This is a genomic window from Neorhizobium sp. T25_27 (genome assembly GCF_002968565.1).
GTDB classification, from domain to species: Bacteria; Pseudomonadota; Alphaproteobacteria; order Rhizobiales; family Rhizobiaceae; genus Neorhizobium; species Neorhizobium tomejilense.
This window is the reverse complement of sequence record NZ_PVBJ01000006.1, coordinates 89,983-116,645: the sequence shown is the minus strand read 5'-3', so window position 1 is coordinate 116,645 and position 26,663 is coordinate 89,983. Positions and strand designations below refer to the sequence as shown.

General features: G+C 62.1%; 22 protein-coding genes. 15 read left to right on the top strand and 7 right to left on the bottom strand.

The annotated features are described in order from the left end of the window. Positions 1–9: 9 nt before the first annotated feature. Both ligD and C5J24_RS18195 read right to left on the bottom strand, forming a co-directional pair. Positions 10–2,544 (bottom strand): DNA ligase D, encoded by a 2,535-nt coding sequence (ligD, locus tag C5J24_RS18200; protein ID WP_105419823.1) that lies wholly within the window; start codon positions 2,542–2,544, stop codon positions 10–12. 2 nt (positions 2,545–2,546) lie between these two features. Then, positions 2,547–3,398 (bottom strand): Ku protein, encoded by an 852-nt coding sequence (locus C5J24_RS18195; protein ID WP_105419821.1) that lies wholly within the window; start codon positions 3,396–3,398, stop codon positions 2,547–2,549. A gap of 203 nt (positions 3,399–3,601) precedes the next feature. On the opposite strand from C5J24_RS18195, the gene C5J24_RS18190 reads away from it, so the two are divergent. Continuing rightward, positions 3,602–4,093, top strand: coding sequence for a sigma-70 family RNA polymerase sigma factor (locus tag C5J24_RS18190; protein ID WP_245446710.1), 492 nt, complete (start codon positions 3,602–3,604; stop codon positions 4,091–4,093). Positions 4,094–4,204: 111 nt separating this feature from the next. Here C5J24_RS18190 and C5J24_RS18185 read toward each other — a convergent pair whose 3' ends face one another. Both C5J24_RS18185 and C5J24_RS18180 read right to left on the bottom strand, forming a co-directional pair. Continuing rightward, positions 4,205–4,930 (bottom strand): glutathione S-transferase, encoded by a 726-nt coding sequence (locus tag C5J24_RS18185; RefSeq protein WP_105420122.1) that lies wholly within the window; start codon positions 4,928–4,930, stop codon positions 4,205–4,207. A 2-nt stretch (positions 4,931–4,932) separates the two neighbouring features. Then, entirely contained in the window at positions 4,933–5,568 is a 636-nt protein-coding gene (locus C5J24_RS18180) for a UdgX family uracil-DNA binding protein (protein ID WP_105400016.1), read from the bottom strand. A 172-nt stretch (positions 5,569–5,740) separates the two neighbouring features. Between C5J24_RS18180 and C5J24_RS18175 the strand changes: the two genes are divergently transcribed. Continuing rightward, complete coding sequence (locus tag C5J24_RS18175; RefSeq protein ID WP_105419816.1) at positions 5,741–8,083, top strand: glucose/quinate/shikimate family membrane-bound PQQ-dependent dehydrogenase; 2,343 nt, start codon at positions 5,741–5,743, stop codon at positions 8,081–8,083. A 65-nt stretch (positions 8,084–8,148) separates the two neighbouring features. Here the strand turns inward: C5J24_RS18175 and C5J24_RS18170 are convergent, their stop codons facing one another. Both C5J24_RS18170 and C5J24_RS18165 read right to left on the bottom strand, forming a co-directional pair. Continuing rightward, complete coding sequence (locus C5J24_RS18170) at positions 8,149–8,424, bottom strand: BON domain-containing protein (RefSeq protein WP_105419814.1); 276 nt, start codon at positions 8,422–8,424, stop codon at positions 8,149–8,151. Positions 8,425–8,476: 52 nt separating this feature from the next. After that, on the bottom strand, positions 8,477–10,420 hold the full coding sequence (locus tag C5J24_RS18165; RefSeq protein WP_105419812.1) for a PAS domain-containing sensor histidine kinase: 1,944 nt from the start codon (positions 10,418–10,420) through the stop codon (positions 8,477–8,479). A 274-nt stretch (positions 10,421–10,694) separates the two neighbouring features. On the opposite strand from C5J24_RS18165, the gene C5J24_RS18160 reads away from it, so the two are divergent. The 3 genes from C5J24_RS18160 to C5J24_RS18150 all read left to right on the top strand — a co-directional run bounded on the left by C5J24_RS18160 (position 10,695) and on the right by C5J24_RS18150 (position 15,708). After that, positions 10,695–11,297 (top strand): TetR family transcriptional regulator, encoded by a 603-nt coding sequence (locus C5J24_RS18160; RefSeq protein ID WP_105419810.1) that lies wholly within the window; start codon positions 10,695–10,697, stop codon positions 11,295–11,297. A gap of 71 nt (positions 11,298–11,368) precedes the next feature. Next, entirely contained in the window at positions 11,369–12,526 is a 1,158-nt protein-coding gene (locus C5J24_RS18155; protein WP_105419808.1) for an efflux RND transporter periplasmic adaptor subunit, read from the top strand. A 26-nt stretch (positions 12,527–12,552) separates the two neighbouring features. Beyond that, positions 12,553–15,708 carry an efflux RND transporter permease subunit gene (locus tag C5J24_RS18150; protein ID WP_105419806.1) on the top strand — a complete coding sequence of 1,052 codons (3,156 nt, stop codon included), beginning with the start codon at positions 12,553–12,555 and terminating at the stop codon, positions 15,706–15,708. Here C5J24_RS18150 and C5J24_RS18145 read toward each other — a convergent pair. Then, positions 15,657–16,643 carry a LysR family transcriptional regulator gene (locus tag C5J24_RS18145; protein ID WP_105400023.1) on the bottom strand — a complete coding sequence of 329 codons (987 nt, stop codon included), beginning with the start codon at positions 16,641–16,643 and terminating at the stop codon, positions 15,657–15,659. The two genes, C5J24_RS18150 and C5J24_RS18145, sit on opposite strands and share 52 nt — an antisense overlap. Before the next feature lie 196 nt (positions 16,644–16,839). Between C5J24_RS18145 and C5J24_RS18140 the strand changes: the two genes are divergently transcribed. The 10 genes from C5J24_RS18140 (at position 16,840) to cysP (ending at position 26,602) form a co-directional block, all read left to right on the top strand. Beyond that, positions 16,840–18,039, top strand: a complete 1,200-nt coding sequence (locus C5J24_RS18140; protein WP_371674641.1) for an ABC transporter substrate-binding protein — start codon at positions 16,840–16,842, stop codon at positions 18,037–18,039. Next, a complete protein-coding gene (locus C5J24_RS18135; protein ID WP_105419802.1) occupies positions 18,039–18,821 on the top strand; it encodes an ABC transporter ATP-binding protein in 783 nt (260 codons plus the stop codon). Before C5J24_RS18140 ends, C5J24_RS18135 begins: the two co-directional genes overlap by 1 nt. After that, on the top strand, positions 18,821–19,522 hold the full coding sequence (locus tag C5J24_RS18130; protein ID WP_046666491.1) for an ABC transporter ATP-binding protein: 702 nt from the start codon (positions 18,821–18,823) through the stop codon (positions 19,520–19,522). Before C5J24_RS18135 ends, C5J24_RS18130 begins: the two co-directional genes overlap by 1 nt. Positions 19,523–19,526: 4 nt before the next feature. Further along, positions 19,527–20,414 (top strand): branched-chain amino acid ABC transporter permease, encoded by an 888-nt coding sequence (locus C5J24_RS18125; RefSeq protein WP_105419800.1) that lies wholly within the window; start codon positions 19,527–19,529, stop codon positions 20,412–20,414. Between the two features lies 1 nt (position 20,415). Continuing rightward, positions 20,416–21,414, top strand: a complete 999-nt coding sequence (locus C5J24_RS18120; protein WP_046666493.1) for a branched-chain amino acid ABC transporter permease — start codon at positions 20,416–20,418, stop codon at positions 21,412–21,414. 69 nt (positions 21,415–21,483) lie between these two features. Then, a complete protein-coding gene (locus tag C5J24_RS18115) occupies positions 21,484–23,079 on the top strand; it encodes a GMC family oxidoreductase (protein ID WP_105419798.1) in 1,596 nt (531 codons plus the stop codon). Positions 23,080–23,092: 13 nt separating this feature from the next. Beyond that, the gene (locus C5J24_RS18110; protein WP_105419796.1) at positions 23,093–24,172 is read left to right on the top strand and encodes an enoyl-CoA hydratase/isomerase family protein; all 1,080 of its coding nucleotides are present in this window, start codon (positions 23,093–23,095) and stop codon (positions 24,170–24,172) included. Positions 24,173–24,198: 26 nt separating this feature from the next. Beyond that, positions 24,199–25,092 carry a 3-hydroxyisobutyrate dehydrogenase gene (gene mmsB / locus C5J24_RS18105; RefSeq protein ID WP_105419794.1) on the top strand — a complete coding sequence of 298 codons (894 nt, stop codon included), beginning with the start codon at positions 24,199–24,201 and terminating at the stop codon, positions 25,090–25,092. Positions 25,093–25,190: 98 nt separating this feature from the next. Next, complete coding sequence (locus C5J24_RS18100) at positions 25,191–25,394, top strand: DUF1059 domain-containing protein (RefSeq protein ID WP_105419792.1); 204 nt, start codon at positions 25,191–25,193, stop codon at positions 25,392–25,394. 209 nt (positions 25,395–25,603) lie between these two features. Beyond that, positions 25,604–26,602, top strand: coding sequence for a thiosulfate ABC transporter substrate-binding protein CysP (cysP, locus tag C5J24_RS18095; RefSeq protein WP_105419790.1), 999 nt, complete (start codon positions 25,604–25,606; stop codon positions 26,600–26,602). Positions 26,603–26,663: the final 61 nt, after the last annotated feature.

Genomic DNA, 26,663 nt, shown 5'->3' with positions numbered 1-26,663 from the left:
CCCTGGCTTCTACCGTTTCTTCTTTCCCTTGAACTCGATCGGGGCTTCCGCCTTGCGGAAATCTCCCCACGGATCGTTCGTCTGCTGGGCGATGCGGGCTGGGGCGTTGTTGACGGTGAAGTAGTTGGGGCCGATCGCGCCCCCGAGTTCGTCCCACGTGATCGGCATGGAGACCGGCGCGCCGGCGCGGGCACGGGTGGAGTAGGGCGCCACGGCGGTATTGCCGCGCCCGTTGCGCAGGTAGTCGATGAGGATCTTGCCGCTTCGCTTCGACTTGGTGATCGTCGAGACATATTTGTCGGGATCGTCGCCGGCCATGCCGTCGGCCAGCGCCTTCATCGCCGCCTTCACCTCCGGCCATTCCGCCTTCTGCTTGACGGGGGCGACGACATGCAGGCCCTTGCCGCCCGAGGTCTTGACGAAGGCCACCAGTCCCATGTCCTCGAAACGACGCTTCACCTCGTGTGCCGCGGCGATGATCTCGGTCCACGACACACCTTCGCCGGGGTCGAGGTCGATATTGACCATGTCCGGCTTTTCCCAGTCGTCGAGGGTCGAGCCCCAGGGGTGGATTTCCAGCGTCGCCCCTTGGACGAGGCCGAGCAATCCATCAAGGTCACGGATGGTGATATCCTCTTCCGCCGGATCGGCGGGGTCCTTCACGAGCACGGCGTTCTTGGTCATGCCCTTCCAGCCGTGTTTCTGAAAGAAAAGCTGTTTACCGATCCCATCCGGCCCACGCACCAGCGCCAGCGGGCGGTTGACGACGAACGGCGCCATCAGCCGCCAGACTTCGGTGTAGTAATCCGCAAGCCCGGCCTTGGTCACCCCCGCATCCGGCCAGTAGACCCGGTCGGGATGAGTGAGATTGACCGTCCGTTTCGGCGGCTTCGGTTCTTCCGCTGCATTCACAGGCCCGCCCTCCCGGACGATATCCTTCGGGTCCTTGTCTTCGCGCAAGCCCCGGAAGGCCGCGTGGCGGATATGCGCATCCGCCGTCCAGCCGCGGAACTCCACTTCCGCCACCAACTCGGGCCGCACGAAAACGACATCCTTCTTTTCCACCCCGGCAAGCTTTTCGTCAAACGGGCTTTCGCTCGTCTGAATCTCCTGGAGGCTCTTGAATAGCGATTGCGCCACGGCGTTCGAATAACCCGTGCCGACGCGGCCGGCATGCCGCAGCTTGCCCTTGTCATAATATCCCATGACCAGCGATCCGATCGCCGTCCTCGAAACGGAGGAGGGAACAAATCCGGCGACCACGAATTCCTGCCGTGCCGAACATTTCGACTTCACCCAATCGCGGCCGCGGCCGGGGCGATAGGGCGCATCCGATATCTTGGAGATGACACCTTCGAGGCTCAGCCGGCAGGCGTGTTTCAGGACCAGACCGCCTTCCTCCCCGAAATGCTCGCTGTAACGCAGGGCCGGGCCGCTGCCGGTCAGCAGGGTTTCCAGCGCCTCCTTGCGCTTCAGCAGCGTCGCGCCGGTCAGGTCGTAACCGTCCAAGTGAAGAATGTCGAAAGCGTAGAAGGTGAAGCGGTCGTCCCGGCCTTCGCTGAGGTCCTGCTGAAGCAGTGAGAAATCCGTGGCGCCGGAACCGGCCTCGACCGCCACTTCCCCGTCGATGATCGCATCGGTCGCGCTAAGCTTTCCGAATTCCGCGAGGATCTCGTCTCCGAACTTGTGCGTCCAATCGAGCCCGGTGCGCGTCAACAGCTTTACCTTGCCATTTTCGACCCGGGCCTGCAGGCGATAGCCGTCGAGCTTGATTTCGTGGACCCAGCGTTTGCCGGAGGGCGCGCTCTTCACCAGTGTCGCAAGCTGCGGCTCGACGAAAGCCGGGAGTTCGGCTTTCCGGGCGCCCTTGATCTTCGACGCTGCGATGTCGGATTTTTCCGGTTCGGAATCGGATTTCGCCTTCGACTTCGCTTTCGATTTAGCCGTACTCTTTGCCGCCGGTGCCTTGCGGCCCCAGATTTCGTCCAGCGTCTTGCCCGACTTCACCGAAAGCGGCATCTCGTCGAGAACGTCCTTGTCGCCCTCGGCGCGGGCGAATTCGTCCTCGCCCTTGACCAGCAGCCAGTTCTCTCGCTTTTCTCCCTCTCTGGGGGCCATGCGGATCAGGTGCCAGCGGCCTTCCAGCTTCTCGCCCTTCAGCTCGAATTCCAGATGGCCTTTCCTGTAGGCCTTGTGGGGATCGCCGATCGGTTCCCAGGTGCCGCGATCCCAGAGCAGCACGGCGCCGGCGCCGTAATTACCTTTCGGGATCATGCCTTCGAAACCGCCATAGTCGAGCGGGTGGTCTTCCACATGCACCGCAAGCCGTTTTTCGCCGGGCACGAAACTCGGGCCGCGGGTGACGGCCCAGCTTTTCAGCACGCCGTCCATTTCCAGCCGGAAATCGTAGTGCAGCCGGGTGGCATCGTGTTTCTGGATCACGAAACTGTTGCCGGATACCTTGGCCTTGCGGCCGGAAACTTTCCCCTGGGGCTCCGGGGAAGCCTTGAAGTTTCGCTTCTGATTGTAGGTTTCGAGCGCCATGATCAGCTCGCCTTTCTCTGCGGGGCGGCAGTCTTGCGAGATACGGTTTTCTTGGCGGATTTCTTCGGCGCGGTCTTCTTGCTGCCGCCGGCGCTCTGACGCAGTGCGTCGAGCAGGCCGGAGACCTTCTTCGGTTCCGGCTTCGGCTGCTTCCTGAGCTTGCGGCCTTCGATCTTCGCCTTGATCAGCTCGGCAAGGGCTGCCTCGTAACGGTCGTCGAACTCGCTCGGGTCGAATTCGCCGCGTTTGGTGTCGATGATGTGCTCTGCGAGATCGAGCATCTCGCCCTCGATCTTGAAGCTCTTGATGTCGGAGAAGATCTCCTTCGCCGACCGGACCTCGTAGTCGTAGTTCAGCGTGTTGGCGATCAGCCCTTTCTCGCTCGGTCGGATCAGCAGCGTGCGCAGCCGCCGGAAGAGCACGGTGCGGGCGAGTGCGACGACATTCTTCTCCTTCAGCCCTTTTCGGATCAGGTCGAAGACCTCTGCGGAGGGTTTGTCGGCAGGCGCGAGATAATAGGGCCGGTCAATAAAGATGGTATCGACGCCGTTACATGGGATGAAGATCTCGAGCTCCAGCGTCTTGTCGCTCTCAGGTACCGCGGCCTTCACCTCGTCAGGTTCGAGGAAGACGTATTGACCGCTCGAAACTTCGTAACCCTTGACGATGTCCTCGCTTTCGACCGGCTTGCCGGTGTCGGCGTCGGCCATCTGGCGGTGGACGCGGTTGCCGGTCTCGCGATTGATGATGTGAAAGCTGACGCGGTCGGATGTCGATGCAGCCGTATAAAGCGCAACCGGACAGCTCAGCTCTCCGACCTTCAGATATCCTTTCCAGTTTGCACGCGGTGCCATATCCGAACTCCCGGCCGAACTCTGTGAAAGTCCTATCAACAGGCCTGCCGACCTGTTTGTTCCCTCGAGCGGCGCGCGGTTTCCGTCACGAAGATGAACAGGGCATTCATCTTGGGGGAACCAAATACGCAAGGCGTGCGTTTGCCCCCGTCATTCCAGCCATGAAGACTTCGGAGAGGTAGGCAACGGTGTCTGAATCACAGTTGAATGGTGATCCTGCACGTGCAGACATAGTGAGGCTTATTCCGGCTCTCCGCGCATTTGCCCGTACTTTCTGCCGCAATCCCAGCGATGCAGACGACTTGGTGCAGGAGACGCTGATGAAGGCGCTCGCCAATCTCGACAAGTTCGAGCCGGGCACCAAGCTGAAAAGCTGGCTTTTCACCATCATGCGCAACACCTTTTATACGCGGGCCAAGGTGCTTGGCCGCGAGGCGCCGGGGATCGAGGAGAACGTCTCCGGGGATACGCCGGTAGCGGCGAGCCAGGAGATCGCGGCAAGAGCCCAGGAGGTCCAGCGTGCGCTCCAGAAACTGCCGCCGCATTATCGTGAAGTGCTGACGCTGGTCGCGATCCTCGGGGAAAGTTACGAGGCGACGGCGGAGATCTGCGATTGCGCGGTGGGCACGGTGAAAAGCCGCCTCAACCGGGCGCGGCATCAAATTCTGCAGGAACTGGGAGAAGAAACCAACTGAGCTGCCGCATCGCGACAGCTTTTTCTTTGGAGGTCGTCATGAAGTTCACATTGATCGCGGTGGCGATCGTCCTGGTGACGATTGCCCCGGTTTTCGCGTTTATCTAGGCGGTCAGACCGGATCCCGGTCGAGGTCCGGGTAATGCCGGAAAATGCCCGACTCGTTGAAGGCGAGGCGGCGCTTCGACTTGAGATAGGCGTCGATATTCGGACGTCCGGCGACCGCGTCGCGCAGCTTGGCGATGTTTGGATAATCGCGGTCGAAGTTTTTCATGGCGCGCGGGAAGGCGTAGTGGAGGCCCTTGGCGAGCTGGAAGAGCGACAGGTCGACATAACTCAGGGCGTCACCCACCGCATGGCCGCTCTTTGTGGGGTTTGCGGTGATGACGCGATCGAAATAGCCGATAAATTTCGGCACGCGGTGCTTCAGAAAGGCCCTGGAACGAGCCTTGGCCTCCTGCCGCTGGTCCTCGTAATAATCGGCGGTGCTGATCGGGTGGTGCGTGTCGTGCACTTCCGTGATGAAATCGGTGATCGTCAGCTGCAGCCCGTGGGCGAAGAGGCGGGATTTTTCGTCCTCCGGCACCAGATCCAGCTTCGGCCCGAGATAGTTGAGGATGTTGGCGACATGCGAGACGATCAGGTCGCCATCTTTCAGGAAGGGTGGTGCGAAGGGCATGTCGTAGCCGTGCTTGCCGTGGATATAGTCCATCATCTTTCCTGTGCCGCGATCGGTACGGGCGACATCCACATAGTCAGCTCCGGCCTCTTCCAGCGCCAGCCGCACAAATTCGCCGCGACCCTGAAGGCCGTCCCAATAATAAAGTTCGTAGGTCATCATCACTCCAGAAATTCTGCGATCTTTTTCAAATCTTCGACGAAACGGGCCCGGTTGAGCTCCGCATCCGGCTGATCCAGCGTCCTCAGCAGTGCCGAAGGGTGGATGGTCACCAGCACCGGCAGGCCATCCGGCGATCTCAGGACCGTACCGCGGTCGCGTGTCACTTTCGCCTGCTTTCCCAGCAAGGCATAAAGCGCCGTCGCGCCGAGCGCTACGGCGAGTTTCGGATGGACAAGGCGCAGCTCAGCCGCCAGCCACCAGGCACAGGCCCGGACTTCGCCGGCATTGGGCTTGGCGTGGATGCGGCGCTTGCCGCGCGGGGTGAACTTGAAATGTTTCACTGCATTGGTGACGTAGCAGATGTCGCGCTCGATACCGGCCTCCTCCAGACAGCGGTCGAGGAGCTTTCCCGCCGGCCCGACGAATGGCTTGCCCGCCTGATCCTCCTTGTCTCCCGGCTGCTCGCCGACAAACAGCACTTTCGCCTTCGGCGGTCCCTCGCCGAACACAAGATGCGTGGCGTTCTTGTAGAGGTCGCAACGGGTGCAGTTTTCCGCATCCTGCCTGACGTCCGGCACCCTGCCGCCATCCGCGCCCGGCGTCTCGAAGGCTGGTCCCTTGGCCGATGTCAGCATCCTTCCAACTCCTTGTAGCGATGTCAGAACCTGCTTGGTCGCGGGAGAGTTCCTTTAAATTTGCATCGCGGGAACACGAGCTGGAACTTTTGCACAGAGCTTGTGTTGATGGCTCGGGGTACCGCGAGGTTTTCGCGCCCGGGGATTTTCCAGTTCGGATAGGGTTTTGATTATGGCTATCAGGATTACGGCGGTCGTTTTCATTTTGATCGGCTTGGCTCTGGCCGTCGGCGGCGGGCAACTGCTGCTGCTTGGAGGCAGCGCCTATTACATCATCTGCGGTCTCGGCTTCGTGCTGACCGGCATCCTGCTTTTCCTGAGGAGCGCCATGGCACTCAGGGTCTATGCCGTTATCGTGCTGGCCTCGCTCGCCTGGGCGATCTGGGAAGTCGGGCTCGACTGGTGGCAGCTCGGCCCGCGCGGCGGCTTGATCATCGTGCTGGGCCTCTGGCTTCTGACCCCGTGGGTCCGCACCCCGCTCGGCTTTTCAAGCCCGACCGGCATGCGCTACGGCGCCAGTGCCCTGCCGCTCGGAATTGCGCTGATGATCGCGATCGTCGTCGCCGTCGTCTCGATGTTCCTCGATCCGCTGGACCAGAGCGGCGAGCTTCCCGAACAGTCCGTCGCCGCGGCTCCGCCAATGGGCGGCAACGTGCCGCCGGGCGAATGGCACCAGTATGGACGAACTCCTTATGGGCAGCGTTATTCGCCGCTTGACCAGATCAAGGTCGACAACGTCGCCAATCTCACGGAAGTGTGGCGCTACCAGACCGGGGATGTGAAGCGGCCTGACGACGTGGGCGAGACGACCTATCAGGTGACGCCGCTCAAGGTGGGCAGTTCCCTCTATCTCTGCACACCGCACAACCTTGCGATCGCGCTCGATGCGACGACCGGCAAGGAAAAATGGAAATACGACCCGAACTCCGGCATGAACCCGGATCGCCAGCACCAGACCTGCCGCGGCGTCAGCTATTACAAGGACGCCGCCGCCGCTGCCGGCAGTCCGTGTGCGGAGCGGGTCTATCTGCCGACGTCGGATGCGCGGTTGATTGCACTCGATGCCGCGAACGGTCAGGTCTGCACCTCCTTTGCCGACAACGGAACGCTGCAGCTCACCAGCGGCATGCGGTACAATCCGGCCGGTTACTACTACTCGACCTCGCCACCGGCGATCGCCGGCAACAAGATCGTCATCGGCGGGGCGGTCAACGACAACTATTCCACCCAGTCGCAGTCCGGCGTCATCCGCGCCTTCGACGTCAATACCGGGCAGCTGATCTGGAACTGGGATTCGGGGAACCCGTCTCAGACGCAGCCGCTGCAGCCCGGCCAGACGTACACGACGAACTCCCCGAACAGCTGGTCGGTGTTCAGCGTCGACGAGGAACTTGGCCTCGTCTATATCCCGCTCGGCAACCAGGTGCCGGACCAGCTCGGCATGGGCCGCAGCGAGAATGTCGAGAAATATTCCTCCTCGATTGTCGCGCTCGATCTCAATACCGGCGCCGATCGATGGGTGCGCCAGACGGTGCATCACGATCTATGGGACATGGACGTCCCCGCCCAGCCGGTTCTCCTCAACATCACCAAGGCGGATAATACGGTGGCGCCGGCTCTGGTCGGCCCGACCAAGCAGGGCGACATCTACGTGCTCGACCGGCGCAGCGGAGAACCGATCATCCCGATCACCGAGGAACCGGCGCCCGGAGGTGCCATCCCGGAAGATCGTACCGCGCCGACGCAGCCGACCTCGGCCTTGTCGTTCAAGCCGAGGCCGCTCGAGGAACGGGACATGTGGGGCATCACGATGTTCGACCAGATGGTTTGCCGCATCTGGTACCACCAGTACAACTATCTCGGCCGATACACCCCGCCGTCGCTGAAAGGCTCGATCATCTATCCGGGCAATTTCGGCACGTTCAACTGGGGCAGCGTCGCGGTCGATCCGGAACGGCAGGTGATGTTCGGCATGCCCACCTACCTCGCCTTCACCTCAAGGCTGGTGCCGCGCGCGGATATCCCGCCCAAAGGCCAGGACGAAAAAGGCAGCGAGCAGGGCCTCAACCGCAACGAGGGCGCGCCCTACGGCGTCTTCATGGGTCCGTTCCTCGGACCGCTGCAGATCCCCTGCCAGGCGCCGCCATGGGGCTACGTCTCGGGCGTCGACCTCAGGACCGGCCAGATCGCCTACAAGCATCGCAACGGCACGGTCTACGACATGACGCCGCTGCCGCTGCCCTTCAAGGTCGGGGTGCCCGGCATAGGTGGGCCGATGATCACCAAGGGTGGCGTGGCGTTCCTCGGCGCTGCGGTCGACAACTACCTGCGCGCCTATAACCTCACCAACGGCCGCGAACTCTGGAAGGCGCGGCTGCCGGCCGGCGGGCAGGCGACGCCGATGACCTATGCGGTCGACGACGGGCGCCAGTTCGTGGTGATGGTGGCCGGCGGACACGGCTCGGTCGGCACCAAGCCCGGCGACTACGTGATCGCCTATGCGCTACCGCGATAGGCGGAGCCAAACGAAAGGCCCGGCCGTCCGACGCCCGAGCCTTTCCGTTCACCATTTATCGGGGGTTACATCGGGCGGGTAAAACGGAGTTCGTTGCGCACGGTGGCCACTCCGCCGACGCCGAGCGCCACCTCCTCGGCTCGTGCAATCTCGCTTTCCAGCTGGACCGTGCCGCTCAACGTGACCTCGGAGCCGCGGGCGATGACGGCGACGTCGCTTGCATCGATACCGCCGGCAGACGCCAGCGCATCGGAGACCGCCCCTTCGAGCGTCGCGCCTGGCGGAAACTCCGCCTCGACCTCAGGAGTCGTCTCGTGAAAATGCTGATGCTTGAAGACCATTGTCGTACTCCGTTCTGACACGGCACGACAACGCATGGCGAGGGCGATTGGTTCAGCGCCCGCCGGCGAGAACCGTGGCGATGATCTCCTCAAGCTGGTTCTGCGAGAAGGGCTTCGGCAGTCGCGGCAGGCGATCGTCGCCACCGGTGGGCAGTTCGGCGTAGCCGGTTGCCAGCACCACCGGAAGGCCCGGTCTTTCTTCGCGGATGACGGCGGCAAGTTCCGAGCCGGTCATGCGCGGCATCGAGTGATCGGTGATGACGAGATCGATGTCATGGGCGCCGCTTCTCAGCTCCTTCAGGGCATCGGTGCCGCTATAGGCTTCGATCACGGTGTGGCCGAGATCCTCCAGCATCAGCGTGGTGTTCATCAGGACCAGCGCGTCGTCATCGACGGCGAGAATGGTCAGGCGTCCTCGGGGAGTTGCAATTGGTGAAGGCATGTTTTTCTCCGAAGACTGCGGACAATCGTTTGCATCTACCGCAGGCAGGTAGAGCGAAACAGTGGTGCCCTTGCCCTTTTGGCTTTCAATATCGAGTTTGCCGCCCGACTGCTCGGTCAGGCCCTGCACCATGGAAAGTCCGAGCCCCGTTCCCTTGCCGACACCCTTGGTCGTGAAGAAAGGCGTCGTCGCGCGGATCAGGGTCTCCTCGTCCATGCCTTCGCCGCTATCGGCGACCGAGAGCCGGACATATCGGCCGGGCTTCAGCCTACCGGTCGTCTCGTCGGCCGAATATTCCTCGGCGCTGATGACGATCGTGCCGCCGCCGGCCATCGCGTCGCGGGCGTTGACGACAAGGTTCAGAAGCGCGGTCTCGAGCTGAACCGGGTCGCTCGCGACATGAGGCAGGTTCTCGGCAAAGCGGGTTTCCACGGAGGCGGAGGCGCTGAGCGAGCGCTGAACGAAATCCATCATGCCGCCGACAAGTGCCGCCACGTCGATGGCCTGCATGTTCAATTCCTGTCGCCGGGAGAATGCCAGCATGCGCTGGGTGAGGGCAGCACCCCGCTCGGCACCCTGAATGGCATTATCCAGCAGCGGCATCAGCGCCGGATCGTCGGGCAGGCGTTTCTTCAGGATTTCCAGGCTGCCCAGCACGGCCATCAGCAGATTGTTGAAATCGTGGGCGACGCCCCCTGTCAGCTGGCCGATCGCCTCCATCTTCTGGGATTGGAAAAGTTCCTCGCGCGCCTGGGTGAGGGCCTTCTGCGCCTCGACTTTTTCAGTGATGTCGCGCGTGATCTTGGCGAAGCCGAGAAGCGTGCCTTCCTCGTTGCGGATCACGTCGATGATCACATGCGCCCAGAAGCGCGTGCCATCCTTGCGCTGCCGCCAGGCCTCCCTCTCGAATCGCCCCTCGCGCCGTGCGGTCTCCAGGCTACGGGTGGGTTCGCCGCGCTCGCGATCCTCCGGCGTGTAGAATTTTGAAAAATGCTGGCCGACGATTTCGTCCGCAGTATAGCCCTTGATGCGCGCGGCACCCGCGTTCCAGTTGCTGACGCAACCGTCCGGGTCGAGCATGTAGAGAGCATAGTCGGTGACTCCCTGGACGAGGAGCTGGAATTTCTCCTCGCTCAATCGGAGTTCCGTTTCGGCTTTTTTCCGTTCGGTCAGGTCACGGGTCACCTTGGCGAAGCCGAGAAGCTCGCCGGAACGGCCCCAGATCGGGTCGATGATGACATGGGCCCAGAAGCGGCCGCCGTCCTTGCGGACCCGCCAGCCTTCCTTTTCGAAGCGGCCTTCTGTCGCAGCGGTCCGCAAAGCGTGCTCGGGCGCCCGCGCCAACCGGTCTTCCGGGGTATAGAAGCGGGAAAAGTGCTCGCCGAGGATTTCCCATGCCTCGTATCCCTTGAAACGCTGGGCGCCGGGATTCCAGCTGACGATCTTGCCCTCAGGGTCAATCATGTAGATCGCATAGTCGGTGATGGCGTCTACGAGAAGACGATAGCGTTCCTCGTCAAGCAACGAAACGTCGTAACTTTGCGGCACACTCATCAATAGTCCCCGGCCCACGACGTTAGTGCTCTAACGCTCTGCAACAACGAAAAGTTGTGACTATGCAACAGGATCATTACTCTTCCCCGGCCCACGAAGCCCGTGGTCTAACGCGACATAATGTCCAAGTCCCATTTTGGTTCCCTGTTTCCCAAACTTTTTATCTTGCGCCCCCAACGACGACGAGCCGACACGGGTTGACGGATGACGGATTTTTCTTTACGACTGACGAAAGATGAAAATCGTCACACGTAAAACGAAAGACTTCAGCGGTATGGATACCAGCGAAAATACCCTGGACACCTCGCGGCAGGAAAATGTCAGCCGCATCCTTGATGCGGCGGAGCGGCTGTTCAAGCATTACGGCTACACGAAGACGAACGTGGCGGATATCGCGCGCGATCTCGGCATGTCCCCCGCCAATATCTACCGTTTCTTCTCGTCCAAGGCCGACATCCATCAGGCCCTGGCGCACCGCATGCTGGATGGCAGCTATCAGGCGGCACTCGCCAACGCGAAGCGGCCGGTGAGCGCCGCCGAACGGCTGCGTAATCACGTCCTGCAGCAGCACCGCTTCACGCTCGAGACCATGCTCGACGAGAAGAAGGTGCATGAAATGGTGGTGATCGCCATCGAGCAGCAATGGCCGGTCATCGAGCAGCATCTCGAACGCATCCGTCTCGTCATTGCTGACCTTATCAAGGACGGCATCGAAGCCGGTGAGTTCCGCAAGCAGGATCACCAACTCGCAGCCGAATGCTTCATGTCGTCCGTGGTCATCCTCTGTCATCCGCAGCTTATTGCGGATTGCCTTCTGGAGACTCGGATCGGCAAGCCCGAGGATCTCGTGGAATTCGGCCTCAGGGCCCTCAGATAATTCGCCTGAAATAATTCCGGGGCGCCAAGGGGGCGTCTTGATCGAAAACCCGCCACCAGGAGTGCGGAACCATGTTTTTCGTAAAGACCAGACATAGTGTCTCGTTTCTCATCAAAGGCCTTTTAGTCGCGACCGCGTTCGGCGCACTGACGGCCTGCTCGGAAGAGAAAAAAGCCGAAGCCCCGGAAGTCGTCCGCCCGGTCAAGGTGACCGAGGTTGCCGCTGCCGATCACGGCCGCAGGCTTCAATATTCCGGCTCCGTCAAGGCACGGACCGAAATGAACCTCGGCTTCCGCGTCGCCGGCAAGATCACCGAACGGCTCGTCGATGTCGGCCAGCGCGTTCGCCCCGGCGACGTGCTCGCAAAGCTCGACGCCGTCGATTACCAGCTCGCGGTGCGCCGCGCCGAGGCCGATCTCGCCTCCGCCCAGAAGCAGGTGGAAATCTCCGGCCTCGCCCGCCGCCGGGCCGAGACGCTTGCCGAAAAGAGCATTTCCTCCCAATCGCAGTTCGAACAGGCGCAACTTGCCAACGACCAGGCCATCTCGCAGAGGGAATCGGCCCAATCGGCGCTTGACCAGGCCCGCAACCAGGTCGCCTATACGGAATTGAAGTCGGACCAGAACGGCATAGTCACGACGGTCAGCGCCGATATCGGCCAGGTGGTCGCGTCCGGCACCCCGGTCCTCTCCGTTGCCGTCGAGGGCAGCAAGGAAGTGCAGATCGCCGTTCCGGAAATGGACGTCGCTCAGTTCAAGCCGGGCAAGACGGTGAAGGCTCGCTTCTGGTCGGCTACCGATCTCGTCCTTGACGGCAAGGTCCGCGAAGTGGCCGGCAGCGCCGATGCGCAATCGCGCACTTTTGCAGTTCGCGTCAGCTTGCCGGACGACCCGCGGGTCCTGCTCGGCATGACCGCGACGATCGAAGCGGGTGAAGACAATGCCGTCGCCACCTATGCCGTTCCGCTTGCAGCGCTTTCCAAGAAGGACGGCCAGTCCGTCGTCTGGATCGTCGACCGTGGCAAGGGCACCGTCAGTTCGCGTGCCGTCAAGGTCGCCGACTTCTCCGACGACGGCGTTCGCGTCGCCGAGGGCATTGCCAAGGGCGACCTCGTCGTCTCGGCCGGCACACAGTTCATGAAAGAAGACATGAAGGTCAAGCTGCCGGAAGCCATCGCCTCCCGCTTCGGCAGCGTCAGCAGCCTTACCACCGCATCGCTCGCGCCCTGATCGCCAGGCTTAAAGGACCCAAGACCATGAGCTCCTCTCATCAGGCCAATCCCCCGGAAAAGGGCGGGTTCAACCTGTCCCGCTGGGCGATCGCCCATCCGAGCATCGCCCGCTTCCTCTTCGGCCTCATCATCGTCATGGGCGCGCTTGGCGTCATGAACATGGGCCAGAAGGAAGATCCCGACTTCACCTTCCGCGTCATGGTCGTGCAGACCGTCTGGCCCGGCGCCTCCATCCAGGAGATGCAGGACCAGGTGGTCAACAAGGTCGAGCGCAAGCTGCAGGAAACCCCGCATCTCGACTGGGTCAAGTCCTATACCCGCGCCGGCGTGGCGATCACCACGGTGCAGATCAAGGGCGACACCAATACCGCCGAGGTCAACGACGCCTTCTACCAGGTCCGCAAGAAGATCGGGGACATCACCCAGGATCTGCCGGCCGGCCTGCTCGGTCCCTATTTCAACGACGAGTTCGGCGATACCTACATCACCCTCAATTCGATCAGCGGCGAAGGCTACAGCTATCCTGAACTGAAGCAGTTCGCGATCCAGGCCCGCGACATGCTGCTGGCCACGCCCGGCGTCGAAAAGGCGGTCATTCTCGGCGACCAGCCGCAGAAGATCTTCATCGACGTATCGTCCAAGGCGCTCGCCGAGCGCGGCCTCACCGTCCTCAACATCCGCGACGCGCTCTCCGGCCAAAACAATATCGATCCCGCCGGGAATATTGAGACCGCCGAGCGCTCGGTACGAATTGCGGTCGAAGGCGGCGTCACGACGCCTGAAGATATCCGCGAGCTGCGCCTTCGCGCCGGCGACCAGGTGATCCGGCTCGGCGATATCGCCACCGTCACCAACGGTCTCGAAAACCCCTATCAGCGCAAGTTCCGCTTTAATGGACACGACAGTGTCCAGCTTGGCGTCGTCATGGCGAAGGGCTTCAAGGTAACCGACGTCGGGCACGAGGTCGAAGCCACCTATGAGCGCTTCGAACAAACGCTGCCGGTCGGCGTTTCCGTCGAGCAGGTCTCCAACCAGCCGGAAGTCGTCACCGAAGCCGTGGGCGAGTTCACCCAGGCCCTGCTGGAGGCTCTCGTCATTGTCCTCATCGTCTCGCTGATCTCGATCGGCTGGCGTTCGGGCATCGTCATCGCCATCACCATCCCGCTGGTGCTGTCTGCGACCTTCGCCATCATGTTCTACATGGGCATCGAACTGCAGCGCATCTCGCTTGGCGCGTTGATCATCGCGCTCGGCCTGCTCGTCGACGATGCGATGATCGTCGTCGAGATGATGGAACGGAAGCTGGAGGAGGGGCTCGCACGCCTCGATGCCGCCACCTTCGCCTATTCATCCACCGCCTTTCCGATGCTGACCGGCACGTTGATCACTACTGCCGGCTTCATCCCTGTCGGTTTCGCCGATTCCACCGCCGGCGAATACGTGCGCTCGCTGTTTTACGTGGTGGGCATCGCGCTCGTCGTGTCGTGGTTCGTGGCCGTCTACTTTACTCCCTGGCTCGGCTACATGATCCTGAAGCAGCGGGCGCACGCAGGCACCCATCACGATGCCTATGACACCCGGATGTATCGCGGCGTCCGGCATGCGGTCGGCTGGTCCGTGCGTCACAAGGCTATCGTGCTGCTTCTCACCCTCGGCGCCTTCGTCGGCAGCCTGTGGTCGTTCCAGTTCATCCCGCAGAGCTTCTTCCCGCAGTCCTCGCGGCCGGAAATCCTGGTCGACATGTGGCTGCCGGAAGGCACGGCGATCGAGGAAGTCGAACGCCAGGCGAAAGCCCTGGAAGACAAGATCCTGCCCGACGCAGACAAGACCTTCGTCGCTACCTATATCGGCGAGGGCGCGCCGCGCTTCTTCCTGCCGCTCGACCAGCAGCTCCGCAACCCCAACTATGCGCAGCTCCTGATCATGTCGAAGGACGTCGACGCCCGCGAGCGTCTGATCGTCAAGCTGCGCGCCATCCTTGCGCAGGACTTCCCGACCGTGCGCGGCAAGGTCGACCGCCTGTTCCTCGGCCCGCCGGTCGGCTGGCCCGTCCAGATGCGCGTCACCGGCCCGGACCCGACGGAAGTGCGTCGCATCGCCGACCAGGTCAAGGAACGTTACCAGCAGCAGCCGCTGTTCGGCGCGATCCATGACGACTGGATGGAACCGGTGACAGCCATGAAACTGGTGATCGACCAGGATCGTGCCCGGGCTCTCGGCGTCACCTCGCAGCGTGTCCGCCAGATGCTGCAGACAGCAGTCTCCGGCGCTCCGGTCAGCGACTTCCGCGATGGCGAAGAAACCGTCTCGATCGTCGTCCGCGAGCCGGATGCAACCCGCAACCTGCTCTCGGCGGTCCAGTCGGTCTATGTGCCGACGGATTTCGGCGGCTTCGTCCCGGTCTCGCAGATTGCCAAGGTCGTGCCGGTCCTCGAACAGGGCATCGAATGGCGCCGCGACCGCCTGCCGACTATCACCGTCAAGGCAACGCTGCCGGATGGCATCGAACCGACCCAGGTGTCGATGAACCTCTACAGCAGCATGGCCGACCTGCGCGCCAGCCTGCCCGCCGGTTATCATGTCGAGATCCAGGGCGGTGCGGAAGATGCAGCCGAAAGCCAGAACTCGATCGCTGCCAAGGCGCCGATCATGCTCCTGGTCATCCTCGTGCTGCTGATGATCCAGCTGCAGCATTTCGGCAAGGCGATGCTGGTGCTGGCGACCGGCCCGCTCGGCATCATCGGCGCTGCCATGGCGCTGCTTCTGACCGGCGCGCCGTTCGGCTTCGTGGCGATCCTCGGCGTCATCGCGTTGCTCGGCATCATCATCCGCAACTCGATCATCCTGGTCGACCAGATCGACCAGGACATCGCGGCGGGGATGGAGCGGATGGAGGCGATCGTCGGTGCAGCCGTACGCCGTTTCCGGCCGATCATGCTGACGGCGCTGACAGCCGTGCTGGCGCTCTACCCGATCTCGCGCGGCGTGTTCTGGGGGCCGCTCGCCTATGCGATGATGGGCGGTATCCTGGTCGCGACGGTGCTGACAATCCTCGTCCTGCCAGCCGCCTACGCCCTCTTCTTCGGCCGCGAACCCAAGAAGAACAAGGACGACCGGTCGCCCGCCAATCAGGGCGACCTCTTCGAAAGCCGTGACGACCTGCCGATGGCAGCGGAGTAACGGCGAGCGCCTTCCTCGGGAGCCTGGTAACTCCTGAGGAAGGCGTCCTGATTGGCCTTGACGGACTGGAAGATATAATCCCTGACCATCCGCACCCGGGGGATCTGGCTCAGGTCACGATGGCACATCAGCCAATAGCCGCGCCTCAGTTCCACCTCTTCCGGCAGCACGATTTCGAGATCCGGCCGCGTCCGGGTGATGAAGTTCGGCAGCACGCAAAGACCGAGACCGTTCAGCGTCGCGGTCAGCTGCGCAAAGATGCTGGAGCTCTGGAAGCGCGCCTTGATGCCCGGATGGACGTCGCCAAGATAGTCGAGCCCGGGCGCGAAGATCATGTCCTCGATATAGCCGATGAAGGGATGCGACAGCAGATCCTGCCGGCAGCGGATCGGACCGGCCTTGGCGAGGTACGATTTCGCGCCGTAGACGTTGAGACTGTAGTCGGTGAGCTTTTCCGTCAGGTAAGGCCCGTCCTTCGGCGGATCGAGCGAGACGGCGATATCCGCTTCCTTGCGCGACAGCGACATGATCTGCTGGATCGTCACCAATTCCAGCGAGATGTTCGGGTGGCTGTCGCAGAAGCTGCGAATCTTGTCGGCGAAGAAGAAATTCGCAAACCCTTCCGGGGTGCTTAAGCGAACCACGCCGCGCTGCGCCGTGGTGCCGGAGGCGACATCCGCCTGCAGCCGGTCGGCCTCAGTCTCGATGCGCTCTGCCGTCTCGATGAAGCGCTGGCCCATGCCGGTCAGGACATATCCACGTGGATTGCGCTCGAACAGTTTGACCTTGAGGGCGAATTCCAGCCGGTCGATGCGGCGGGACACGGTGGCATGGCTGGTGCGCAATTGACGAGCCGCGGTGGACAGCTGTCCACTGCGCGCCACGGCCAGGAAATATTGCAGATCGTCCCAGGTGAAGTTCTGATTGTTGCTCAATGCGTTCCCGTCTGTTCAAAAATGCACAGATGCTGTTTGCAATTAATTACAGCGGCCTGCTTGCGTCAACGGCCGTTTTCCTGAACCATGCAATCCGGAGCAGCCGCTTTGAGGAGAACGGCTCACCAATTTTGAACAGACCCTTCAAATTTTCTGGGCCTATTCTCTGGGAGGAGAAATTATGCGCAAGACAATCATGACGTCACTTGTAACGTCCCTGGCCGTCGTTCTCGCAAGCAGCGCGGCATTCGCGCAGAGTGCGTCCGACAACAAGGTCAAGATCGGCATCCTGAACGACCAGTCGGGCGTCTATTCCGAGTTCGGCGGCAAGTCGTCGGTCGAGGCGGCCAAGATGGCGGTCGAGGATTTCGGCGGCAAGGTTCTCGGGGCTTCGATCGAGATCGTCGATGCCGACCACCAGAACAAGGCGGACATCGCCTCCAACATCGCCCGCCAGTGGTACGATACCCAGCAGGTCGATGCGATCATGGAGCTGACGACCTCGTCTGTGGCGCTCGCCGTGCAGGCGATCGGCAAGGAAAAGAAGAAGATCGACATCGTCACGGGCGCGGCGACCACCGATCTGACCGGCAAGGCCTGTAGCCCCTACGGCTTCCATTGGGCATATGATACGCATGCGCTCGCGGTCGGTACCGGCGGCGCGCTCGTCAAGCAGGGCGGCGACAGCTGGTTCTTCCTCACCGCCGACTATGCCTTCGGTTATTCGCTCGAGCAGCAGACCGGCGACTTCGTGAAGTCCTCCGGCGGCAAGATTGTCGGCGCGGTCCGTCATCCGCTCGCCACCACCGATTTCTCGTCCTTCCTGCTGCAGGCACAGTCCTCCGGTGCCAAGGTCGTCGGCCTTGCCAATGCCGGCCTCGACACGGCGAACGCCATCAAGCAGGCCGCGGAGTTCGGTATTACCGCCGGCGGTCAGCGCCTCGCAGCACTGCTCTTCACGCTCGCCGAAGTGCACGGCCTCGGCCTGCAGGCAGCCCAGGGCCTGACCCTGACCGAGGGGTATTACTGGAACCTCGACGACAAGAGCCGCGAATTCGCGAAAAAGTTCTTCGCCCGCACCAAAAAGATGCCGAACATGGTCCATAGCGGCACCTATTCCGCCGTTACCCAGTATCTGAAGGCAATCCAGAAGGCCGGCAGCGACGATGCGGATGCCGTCTCGAAGGCACTGCACGAAATGCCGGTCGACGATTTCTTCGCCCGCGGCGGCAAGGTCGCCAAGAACGGCCGGATGATCCACGACATGTATCTGCTGCAGGTCAAGAAGCCGGGCGAAAGCAAGGAGCCCTGGGATTATTTCACTGTACTCGCCACCATCCCGGGCAAGGACGCTTACATGGATCCCGCCAAGAGCGGCTGCGAACTGGTGAAGTAATGGCGGTTTCCGCGACAGCAAAACAAGAAGAGCCGCGGGTGGTATTATCCGCCCGCGGCCTCTCGAAAAGCTTCGGCGCCTTCATGGCGGTGAAAAACGTCGATCTCGACGTCCATCATGCGCGCGTCCATGCGCTGATCGGCCCGAACGGCGCAGGCAAGACGACCGTCTTCAACCTGCTGACAAAATTCCTGCAGCCGACGGCGGGTTCGATCACGCTTCTGGGCACGGACATCACCAAAACGCCGCCGGACAGGATCGCCCGCATGGGGCTGGTCCGCTCCTTCCAGATTTCGGCGGTCTTTCCGCATCTGACGGTGCTCGACAACGTGCGCGTCGCGCTGCAGCGGACGAACGGGCTTTCGACGCAGTTCTGGCTGCCGGTCTCCTCGCTCGATCGGCTGAATGCGCGGGCCGACGAATTGATCGAGTCGGTCGGCCTGAAGCGCGAGCGCAATGCGCTCGCCGCCGACCTTTCCTATGGCCGAAAGCGCGTGCTGGAGATCGCCACGACGCTGGCGCTCGATCCCAAGGTGCTGCTGCTCGACGAGCCGATGGCCGGCATGGGCCAGGAGGATATCGGCACCGTTTCCAACATCATTCGCGAGGTGGCAAAGACCCGTGCGGTGCTGATGGTCGAGCACAATCTCTCCGTCGTCGCCGACATCTGCCACCATGTGACGGTGCTCCAGCGCGGCGAAATCCTCGCCGAGGGCGACTATGCCACGGTCAGCCAGGACCCGCGCGTTCGCACCGCCTACATGGGCACGGAGGAGGCTTGATGGCACCCTTGTTGCAAGTTTCCAACCTCAATGCCTGGTATGGCGAAAGCCACGTCCTGCACGGCGTCGACATGACGGTCGGCGAGGGTGAGACGATCACCATTCTTGGCCGCAACGGTGTCGGTAAGACGACGACGCTCCGCACCATCGTCGGCATCATCCGCGAGCGGAAGGGCGAAATCCGCTTCGCGGGCAAGGATATGCTCGGCGTGCCGCTGCATCGCACGGCGCATAACGGCATCGGCTTCGTGCCGGAGGAGCGCGGCATCTTTTCGACGCTGACCGTCGAGGAAAACCTGATGCTGCCGCCGGTGGTGGCCGAAGGCGGCATGTCGCTCGCGGAGATCTACGAACTCTTCCCCAACCTTGAGGAGCGCCGCTCCAGCCCCGGCACGAAACTCTCCGGCGGCGAGCAGCAGATGCTGGCGATCGCCCGCATCCTGCGCACCGGCGTCAAGCTTTTGATATTGGACGAGCCGACCGAAGGCCTGGCGCCGGTCATCGTCCAGCGGATCGGCGAGGTGCTGAAGACGCTGAAGGAACGTGGCATGACGGTGCTCCTGGTGGAGCAGAATTTCCGCTTCGCGAGCCGCGTCGCCGACCGGTTCTACCTGATGGACCATGGGCGGATGGTCGCGAATTTCCCGGTGGCTGAACTGCCGGGCAAGATGGACATGCTGCATAAAGTGCTGGGAGTGTGACGCTGTGACGATGATCTTCGGCATACCGCTTCAGGCCTTTCTCGGGCAGCTCCTGATCGGCCTGATCAACGGGTCCTTCTACGCGCTTCTGAGCCTCGGCCTTGCGGTGATCTTCGGCCTTTTGCGTGTCATCAACTTCGCCCATGGCGCGCAATACATGCTCGGCGCCTTTGCGGCCATGCTGATGCTGGAGTATTTCGGCATCAACTATTGGGCCGCGCTGATCCTCGGGCCGATCGTCGTCGGCCTGTTCGGAGCCATCATCGAACGGACGATGCTGTCGCGGCTCTACGATCTCGATCCGCTCTACGGCCTGCTCTTCACGTTCGGCCTGGCGCTGACCATAGAGGGCACGTTCCGCTATCTCTACGGCGCGGCCGGCCAGCCCTATTCAGTGCCGGCGCAGCTGGCCGGCGGTACCAATCTCGGTTTCATGTTCCTGCCGATCTATCGCGGCTGGGTGGTCGTCGTGTCGCTGGTTGCCTGCATTGGTACATGGCTGCTGATCGAGAAGACCAAGCTCGGCGCCTATCTTCGCGCCGCGACCGAAAATCCGGTGCTCGTGCAGGCCTTCGGCGTCAACGTGCCGGTGCTCCTGACGCTCACCTACGGGCTCGGTGCGGCGCTCGCCGCCTTTGCGGGCGTGCTGGCCGCGCCGATCTACCAGGTCTCGCCGCTGATGGGTTCGAACATCATCATCGTCGTTTTCGCGGTGGTCGTGGTCGGCGGCATGGGCTCGATCATGGGCGCCATCGTCACCGGCTACATGCTCGGTATTGCAGAGGGCCTCACCAAGGTGTTCTATCCGGAAGCATCCAACATCGTGATCTTCGTGATCATGGCAATCGTGCTTCTACTCCGGCCAGCCGGCCTTTTCGGACGGGATGCGTGAGATGAGCGAGATGACCCAAACCGCTGCCAAGCCGCGTATCGAGCGCTCGGCCACCGCTTCCAGGACCTACACGATCTTCGTGATCATCGGCCTGGCGGCTCTGATCCTCGCGCCGATGTTCTTCTACCCGATCTTCCTGATGAAGCTCCTGTGCTTCGCGCTGTTTGCATGCGCCTTCAACCTGCTGCTCGGTTATACCGGGCTCCTGTCCTTCGGCCACGCGACCTTCTTCGGCGGCGCGGCCTATTTCACCGCCCATGTGGTCAAGGAATGGGGCTTTCCGCCGGAACTCGGTATCCTGACAGGCGTCGTCGGCGCAGCATTGCTCGGCCTGGTCATGGGGTTCTTCGCGATCCGCCGGCAGGGCATCTATTTCGCGATGATCACGCTCGCGCTGTCGCAGATGTTCTTCTTCTTCTGCCTGCAGGCGGAGTTCACCCAAGGCGAGGACGGCATCCAGTCGGTGCCGCGCGGCCATCTGTTCGGTTTCATCGATCTCAACAGCTCGACCAACATGTATTATTTCGTGCTGGCCGTGTTCCTGATCGGCATGGTGATCATCTGGCGGTTCATCAACTCGCCCTTCGGCATGATCCTCCGGTCGATCCGCGAGAACGAGCCGCGGGCGATTTCGCTCGGCTACTCCGTCGCCCGCTACAAGCTCGGCGCCTTCGTGATGTCGGCGGCCCTGGCAGGCCTTGCGGGCGGGCTGAAGTCGCTGGTCTTCCAGTTCGCGACGCTGACGGATGTCGCCTGGCAGATGTCCGGCGAAGTGATCCTGATGACGCTGCTCGGCGGCATAGGCACGCTGATCGGGCCGATCTTCGGCGCTGGCCTGGTGGTCACGCTGCAGAACTATCTGGCGACCTCGCAATTCCCGGTGACGATCGTCACCGGCGTGATCTTCATGGTCTGCGTCCTCGTTTTCCGGCGGGGCATTATCGGGGAATTCTACGCCTCCCGGCTCGGCCGGAAGCTCGGTTTCGAGCATAGACGATAAGATAGAGGGAGGGCGCAGGGATGCGGCTTGCGGGCATGGCTCGCGGGCGCTTCTCCCTGGAGCATAAGCATGGAAAATTACGACTACATCGTCATCGGGGCGGGCAGCGCCGGCTGCGTATTGGCCAATCGGCTATCGAAGGACCCGGGCAACCGGGTGCTGATCCTCGAAGCGGGCGGCAATGACAACTATCATTGGGTGCATATTCCTGTCGGTTACCTCTACTGCATCAACAATCCGCGCACGGACTGGTGTTTTACGACCGAGAAGGAAGAGGGGCTGAACGGCCGTTCGCTCTCCTATCCGCGTGGAAAGATCCTCGGCGGCTGCTCGTCGATCAACGGCATGATCTACATGCGCGGCCAGGCTTACGACTACGACATGTGGCGCCAGATGGGCTGCACCGGCTGGGGCTGGGACGATGTCTTGCCTATCTTCAAGAGATCCCAGGATTTCTACAAGGGCGCTGACGACATGCACGGCGCGGGCGGCGAATGGCGCATCGAAAAGCAGCGTCTTCGCTGGGCCGTGCTCGACAGTTTCCAGAAGGCGGCGGAAGAGGCCGGAATCCCGATCGTCGACGACTTCAATCGCGGCAGCAACGAGGGCTCCAGCTATTTCGACGTCAACCAGCGCTCCGGGATCCGCTGGAACACGTCCAAGGCCTTCCTGCGCCCGGCGATGAAGCGGCCGAACCTCACCGTGCTCACCAAGGCGCATGTTCGGAAGCTGATCATCGAAAACGGCGAGGTGAAGGGCGTCGAGTTCCAGCACGATGGGGTGGCGAAGAAGGCCTATGCGAAACGCGAAACCGTGCTCAGCGCCGGCGCGATCGGCACACCGCATATCCTCGAACTCTCCGGCATCGGCCGTGGCGACGTCCTGCAAGACGCGGGTGTCGAAGTGGTCAAGGAGGTCAAGGCTATCGGTGAGAACCTGCAGGATCACCTGCAACTCCGCCTCGTCTACAAGGTGACCGGCGTTCCGACCCTCAACGAAAAGGCGTCGAGCCTGATCGGCAAGGCCTCGATCGGACTGGAATATGCGCTGAAGCGCTCCGGGCCGATGTCGATGGCGCCAAGCCAGCTTGGTATCTTCACCAAATCCGGCCCCGACAAGGAGACGCCGGATCTCGAATATCACGTCCAGCCGGTGTCGCTCGACAAGTTCGGTGAGCCGGTCCACTCGTTCCCGGCAATGACCGCGAGCGTGTGCAATCTTCGTCCCGAGAGCCGCGGGTCCGTGCATCTGAAAAGCCCGGATTTTGCCGCGGCACCGGGCATCCATCCGAATTACCTGTCGACCGCCGCCGACCGCGACGTCGCCGTCAAGTCGATCCGGATCACCCGCGAGATCGTCAAAAAACCGGCATTTGCGCGCTATCATCCTGAAGAATACAGGCCCGGCCCCTCCTACGAGACCGATGCGGACCTCGAAAGGGCGGCCGGCGACATAGGCACGACGATCTTCCATCCGGTCGGCACCGCGCGTATGGGATCCGATCCGGACAGCGTCGTCGATCCCCGCCTGAAAATGCGCGCAGTCGGAAGGCTGCGTATCGCCGATGCCTCGATCATGCCCAATATAGTCTCCGGCAACACCAACTCGCCGACGATCATGATCGCCGAAAAGGCGGCCGAGATGATCCTGGCGGACAATCGGTAGACCGGAGAAACGTATGTCCGACACATCTGCCCAGAGCGACGAAGTCCTCATCGACCGTATCGGTTCGGCCGCCATCATCGGGCTCAACCGGCCGAGGGCGCTGAACAGCCTGAACTTCGCGATGGTGCAGGCGATGAAGCAGGCGCTGGAGCAGTTTGCGCGCGATCCGGAAATCTCCTGTGTCATCCTGAAAGGCGAGGGAGAGCGCGGTCTTTGCGCCGGAGGAGATATCCGGGTCATCTACGAGAGCGGCAAGTCGGACGATCCTGACGTCACGCGGTTCTGGCGCGAGGAATTCCCGGTCAACTACATGATCTCCCGCTACGAAAAGCCGTATGTGGTGCTGATGGACGGCATCGTCATGGGTGGCGGCGTCGGCGTCGCCTCGCACGGAAAACACCGGATCGTCACGGAACGCACCCGTCTTGCCATGCCCGAGACCGGCATCGGCTACGTCCCGGATGTCGGCGCCACCTGGCTGCTTCCCCGCGCGCCCGGCGAAACCGGCACCTGGATAGGGCTGACAGGGGAGGTGATCGCCGCGGCGGACGCGATCTATACCAATCTTGCCGATGTGAACGTGCCCTCGGAACGGCTCGGCCTGCTTGTCGAGGCGCTGGGGGAATTAAAAGGCGGCGCGTCCGACGAGCAGGTGCGGGCGGTCATCGATCGTTTCGCCGTTACGCCGGGCGAAAGCCCACTCGAAGCCCATCGCGACCTGATCGACCGGGTTTTCCGCTTCGATACGGTCGAGGAGGTTGTGGAAGCCCTGAATAGAGAGGATGATGAATTCTCCATCAGGACGCGCGACATCATCGCCAAGCGCTCGCCGACCAGCCTCAAGCTCGCGCTTCGGCTCATCAGGCTAGGCCGCGAAAGTTCGAGCCTTGTCGAATGCCTGGAGCGGGAATTCACCGCCGGCGCCGAAATCCTGCGCAACCACGATTTCTACGAGGGCGTGCGCGCCGCGATCATCGACAAGGACCGCAATCCGAAATGGTCTCCGGCAACGCTGGAGGAGGTCGGGGATGCGGATCTCGACCGCTACTTCGTTGCGCGGCATCCGGTTCTGTTTCCGGATCACAGGCTTTAAAACAACAACGACGACGGGAGGAAGACATGACCAAGATCGCTTTCGTGGGCCTTGGCAATATGGGCGGGCCGATGGCCGCCAATCTTGTCAAAGCCGGTCATGAGGTGCGCGGTTTCGACCTGTCGGAAGCGTCGGTGAAGGCGGCCGCCGAGACGGGCGTGAAGGCTGCCGGCGCACTGGCGGAGGCGGTGCGCGATGCGGAATGCGTCATCACCATGTTGCCGAAGGGGCAGCACGTCACGGCCGTGTGGACCGATCTCACCACGCTCATCCCCGAGGGCACTCTCGTCATCGACTGCTCGACCATCGACGTGGAAAGCGCCCGCAAGGCACATGAACTGGCGGATGTCATGAACTGCATCTCGCTCGATGCACCCGTCTCCGGCGGCACCGGCGGGGCGGCGGCCGGCACGCTCACCTTCATGGTCGGCGGTTCGGAAAAGGCGTTCGCCCTGGGCAAGCCGATCCTCGAGGCGATGGGAAAGAAGATCGTCCATTGCGGCGACGCCGGCGCCGGCCAAGCGGCAAAAATCTGCAACAACATGATATTGGGCATCTCGATGATTGGCGTCTGCGAAGCATTTGGCCTGGCGGAAAAGCTCGGCCTTTCGCATCAGGCGCTGTTCGACGTCGCCTCCACCTCGTCAGGCCAGTGCTGGTCTCTCACCACCTATTGCCCGGTGCCGGGTCCGGTGCCCACCTCGCCGGCGAATAACGACTACAGGCCGGGCTTTGCCGCAGCGCTGATGCTGAAGGACCTGGCGCTGTCGCAGGAGGCCGCAAGACAGTCTGGCGCCGCCACGCCGCTCGGTGCCCATGCGGCCGAGCTTTATGCCGAGTTTGAAAGGACGGGGCACGGCGCGGACGATTTCTCCGCCATCATCCAGATGCTGCGAGAGAAGGCGGGCAGGACGAGCTAGGCCGATTGATCAGGCCGGCGGCGTTTGTTTCCTCTGCGCAAAGGGAGTAAATTCCTGTCCTCTGAGCAATCGGTTCAGGGCTTGTGATGGAGGCAGACATGGGACGCCAATACATCGATTGCCGCGAATTTCCGAGCGAGATGAAATGCACCGTTGCGATCTCGGCGGACAGCGCGGATGAACTCGTCAATGCAGCCGTGCAGCATGCCATTTCCGTGCATGGTCACCACGATACTCCGGAATTCCGCACGGAGATCAGGAAGGCCATCCACGAGATGGATGTCCCGCACGTCACCGCCTGACGATGCCGCGACAGGGCTTTGCCGAGACTTCCGGTGCTGCCTCTTCCAATGAAGCAGCGCCGGCCCGGATGACGCGCGAAAAGCTCCGCCGTTTACGGCGAATAATGGACAAAAATTCTAACCCCGTAACAAAGGAAAGTCCGCGGTTCCTCGCCGTTTGCTGGGCGTACCGGTAGTTTCACCGGCACAATCCAACACCGGAGACTTGCATGAACCGCTTCCTGATCCTCGGCACCGCGCTTATTGCGCCCTTGGCCGCGCTTTTTGTTACCCCCGCGCTGGCCCAGTCTCCGACAAAGCTGCTCAACGCCTCCTACGACGTTTCGCGCGAGCTGTTCGTCGCCGAGAATGAAGCCTTCATCAAGAGCCATCCGGGCGTCGCCATCGACCAGTCGCATGCCGGCACCTCGAAGCAGGCCCGTTCGATCGCCGAAGGCCTTGAAGCCGACGTCGTGACCTTCAACCAGTCGACCGACATCGATTTCCTCGCCAAACAAGGTTTCGTTGCTAAGGACTGGACCAAGGCATTCCCGAACAATGCCTCGCCCTTCTATTCCTTCCCGTCGTTCCTGGTGCGAGCCGGCAACCCGAAGAACATCAAGGATTGGGCCGACCTCGCTCGCGCTGACGTGCACGCCGTTTTCCCGAACCCGAAGACCTCGGGCAACGCCCGCTACACCTATCTCGCCGCCTACGCCTGGGCCAAGGAAGCCTATAAGGGCGACGAAGAGAAGATCGATGCCTATATCAGCAAGATCTTCGACAACGTGCCGGTCTTCGATACCGGCGGCCGCGCCTCCACCACCACCTTCGTCGAGCGCGAAACCGGCGACGTGCTGATCACCTTCGAGGCCGAGACCCGCGGCATCGTCAAGCAGTACGGCGCCGACAAGGTGCAGAGCGTCATCCCGTCGGTCAGCCTGCTCGCCGAATTCCCGGTCGCGGTGGTCGACAAGGTTGCCAAGAAGCACGGCACCGAAGCCCTCGCAAAGTCCTATCTCGACTTCCTCTATACGGAAGAAGGCCAGCGGATCGCTGCCCAGTTCGGCCATCGCGTTCAGAACGAAAAGGTCGCTGGCGAATTCAAGGACCAGTTCCCGGCAATCCGCCTCGTCAAGGTCGATGACGTCTTCGGCGGCTGGGACAAGATCCAGAAGGACCACTTCGCCTCCGGCGGCACTCTCGACAAGCTGTACGGCAGCCGCTAAGCGCAGATTGAACTTCAACCAAGCCTCGCCCGGCGAACGAAAGTTCGCCGGGCTTTGCCGT

Coding starts and splice junctions, on each gene's coding strand:
- ligD (WP_105419823.1), bottom strand. CDS start 2,544: ATGGCGCTCGAAACCTACAATCAGAAGCGAAACTTCAAGGCTTCCCCG.
- C5J24_RS18195 (WP_105419821.1), bottom strand. CDS start 3,398: ATGGCACCGCGTGCAAACTGGAAAGGATATCTGAAGGTCGGAGAGCTG.
- C5J24_RS18185 (WP_105420122.1), bottom strand. CDS start 4,930: ATGACCTACGAACTTTATTATTGGGACGGCCTTCAGGGTCGCGGCGAA.
- C5J24_RS18180 (WP_105400016.1), bottom strand. CDS start 5,568: ATGCTGACATCGGCCAAGGGACCAGCCTTCGAGACGCCGGGCGCGGAT.
- C5J24_RS18175 (WP_105419816.1), top strand. CDS start 5,741: ATGGCTATCAGGATTACGGCGGTCGTTTTCATTTTGATCGGCTTGGCT.
- C5J24_RS18170 (WP_105419814.1), bottom strand. CDS start 8,424: ATGGTCTTCAAGCATCAGCATTTTCACGAGACGACTCCTGAGGTCGAG.
- C5J24_RS18165 (WP_105419812.1), bottom strand. CDS start 10,420: ATGAGTGTGCCGCAAAGTTACGACGTTTCGTTGCTTGACGAGGAACGC.
- C5J24_RS18160 (WP_105419810.1), top strand. CDS start 10,695: ATGGATACCAGCGAAAATACCCTGGACACCTCGCGGCAGGAAAATGTC.
- C5J24_RS18155 (WP_105419808.1), top strand. CDS start 11,369: ATGTTTTTCGTAAAGACCAGACATAGTGTCTCGTTTCTCATCAAAGGC.
- C5J24_RS18150 (WP_105419806.1), top strand. CDS start 12,553: ATGAGCTCCTCTCATCAGGCCAATCCCCCGGAAAAGGGCGGGTTCAAC.
- C5J24_RS18140 (WP_371674641.1), top strand. CDS start 16,840: ATGACGTCACTTGTAACGTCCCTGGCCGTCGTTCTCGCAAGCAGCGCG.
- C5J24_RS18135 (WP_105419802.1), top strand. CDS start 18,039: ATGGCGGTTTCCGCGACAGCAAAACAAGAAGAGCCGCGGGTGGTATTA.
- C5J24_RS18130 (WP_046666491.1), top strand. CDS start 18,821: ATGGCACCCTTGTTGCAAGTTTCCAACCTCAATGCCTGGTATGGCGAA.
- C5J24_RS18120 (WP_046666493.1), top strand. CDS start 20,416: ATGAGCGAGATGACCCAAACCGCTGCCAAGCCGCGTATCGAGCGCTCG.
- C5J24_RS18115 (WP_105419798.1), top strand. CDS start 21,484: ATGGAAAATTACGACTACATCGTCATCGGGGCGGGCAGCGCCGGCTGC.
- C5J24_RS18110 (WP_105419796.1), top strand. CDS start 23,093: ATGTCCGACACATCTGCCCAGAGCGACGAAGTCCTCATCGACCGTATC.
- mmsB (WP_105419794.1), top strand. CDS start 24,199: ATGACCAAGATCGCTTTCGTGGGCCTTGGCAATATGGGCGGGCCGATG.
- C5J24_RS18100 (WP_105419792.1), top strand. CDS start 25,191: ATGGGACGCCAATACATCGATTGCCGCGAATTTCCGAGCGAGATGAAA.
- cysP (WP_105419790.1), top strand. CDS start 25,604: ATGAACCGCTTCCTGATCCTCGGCACCGCGCTTATTGCGCCCTTGGCC.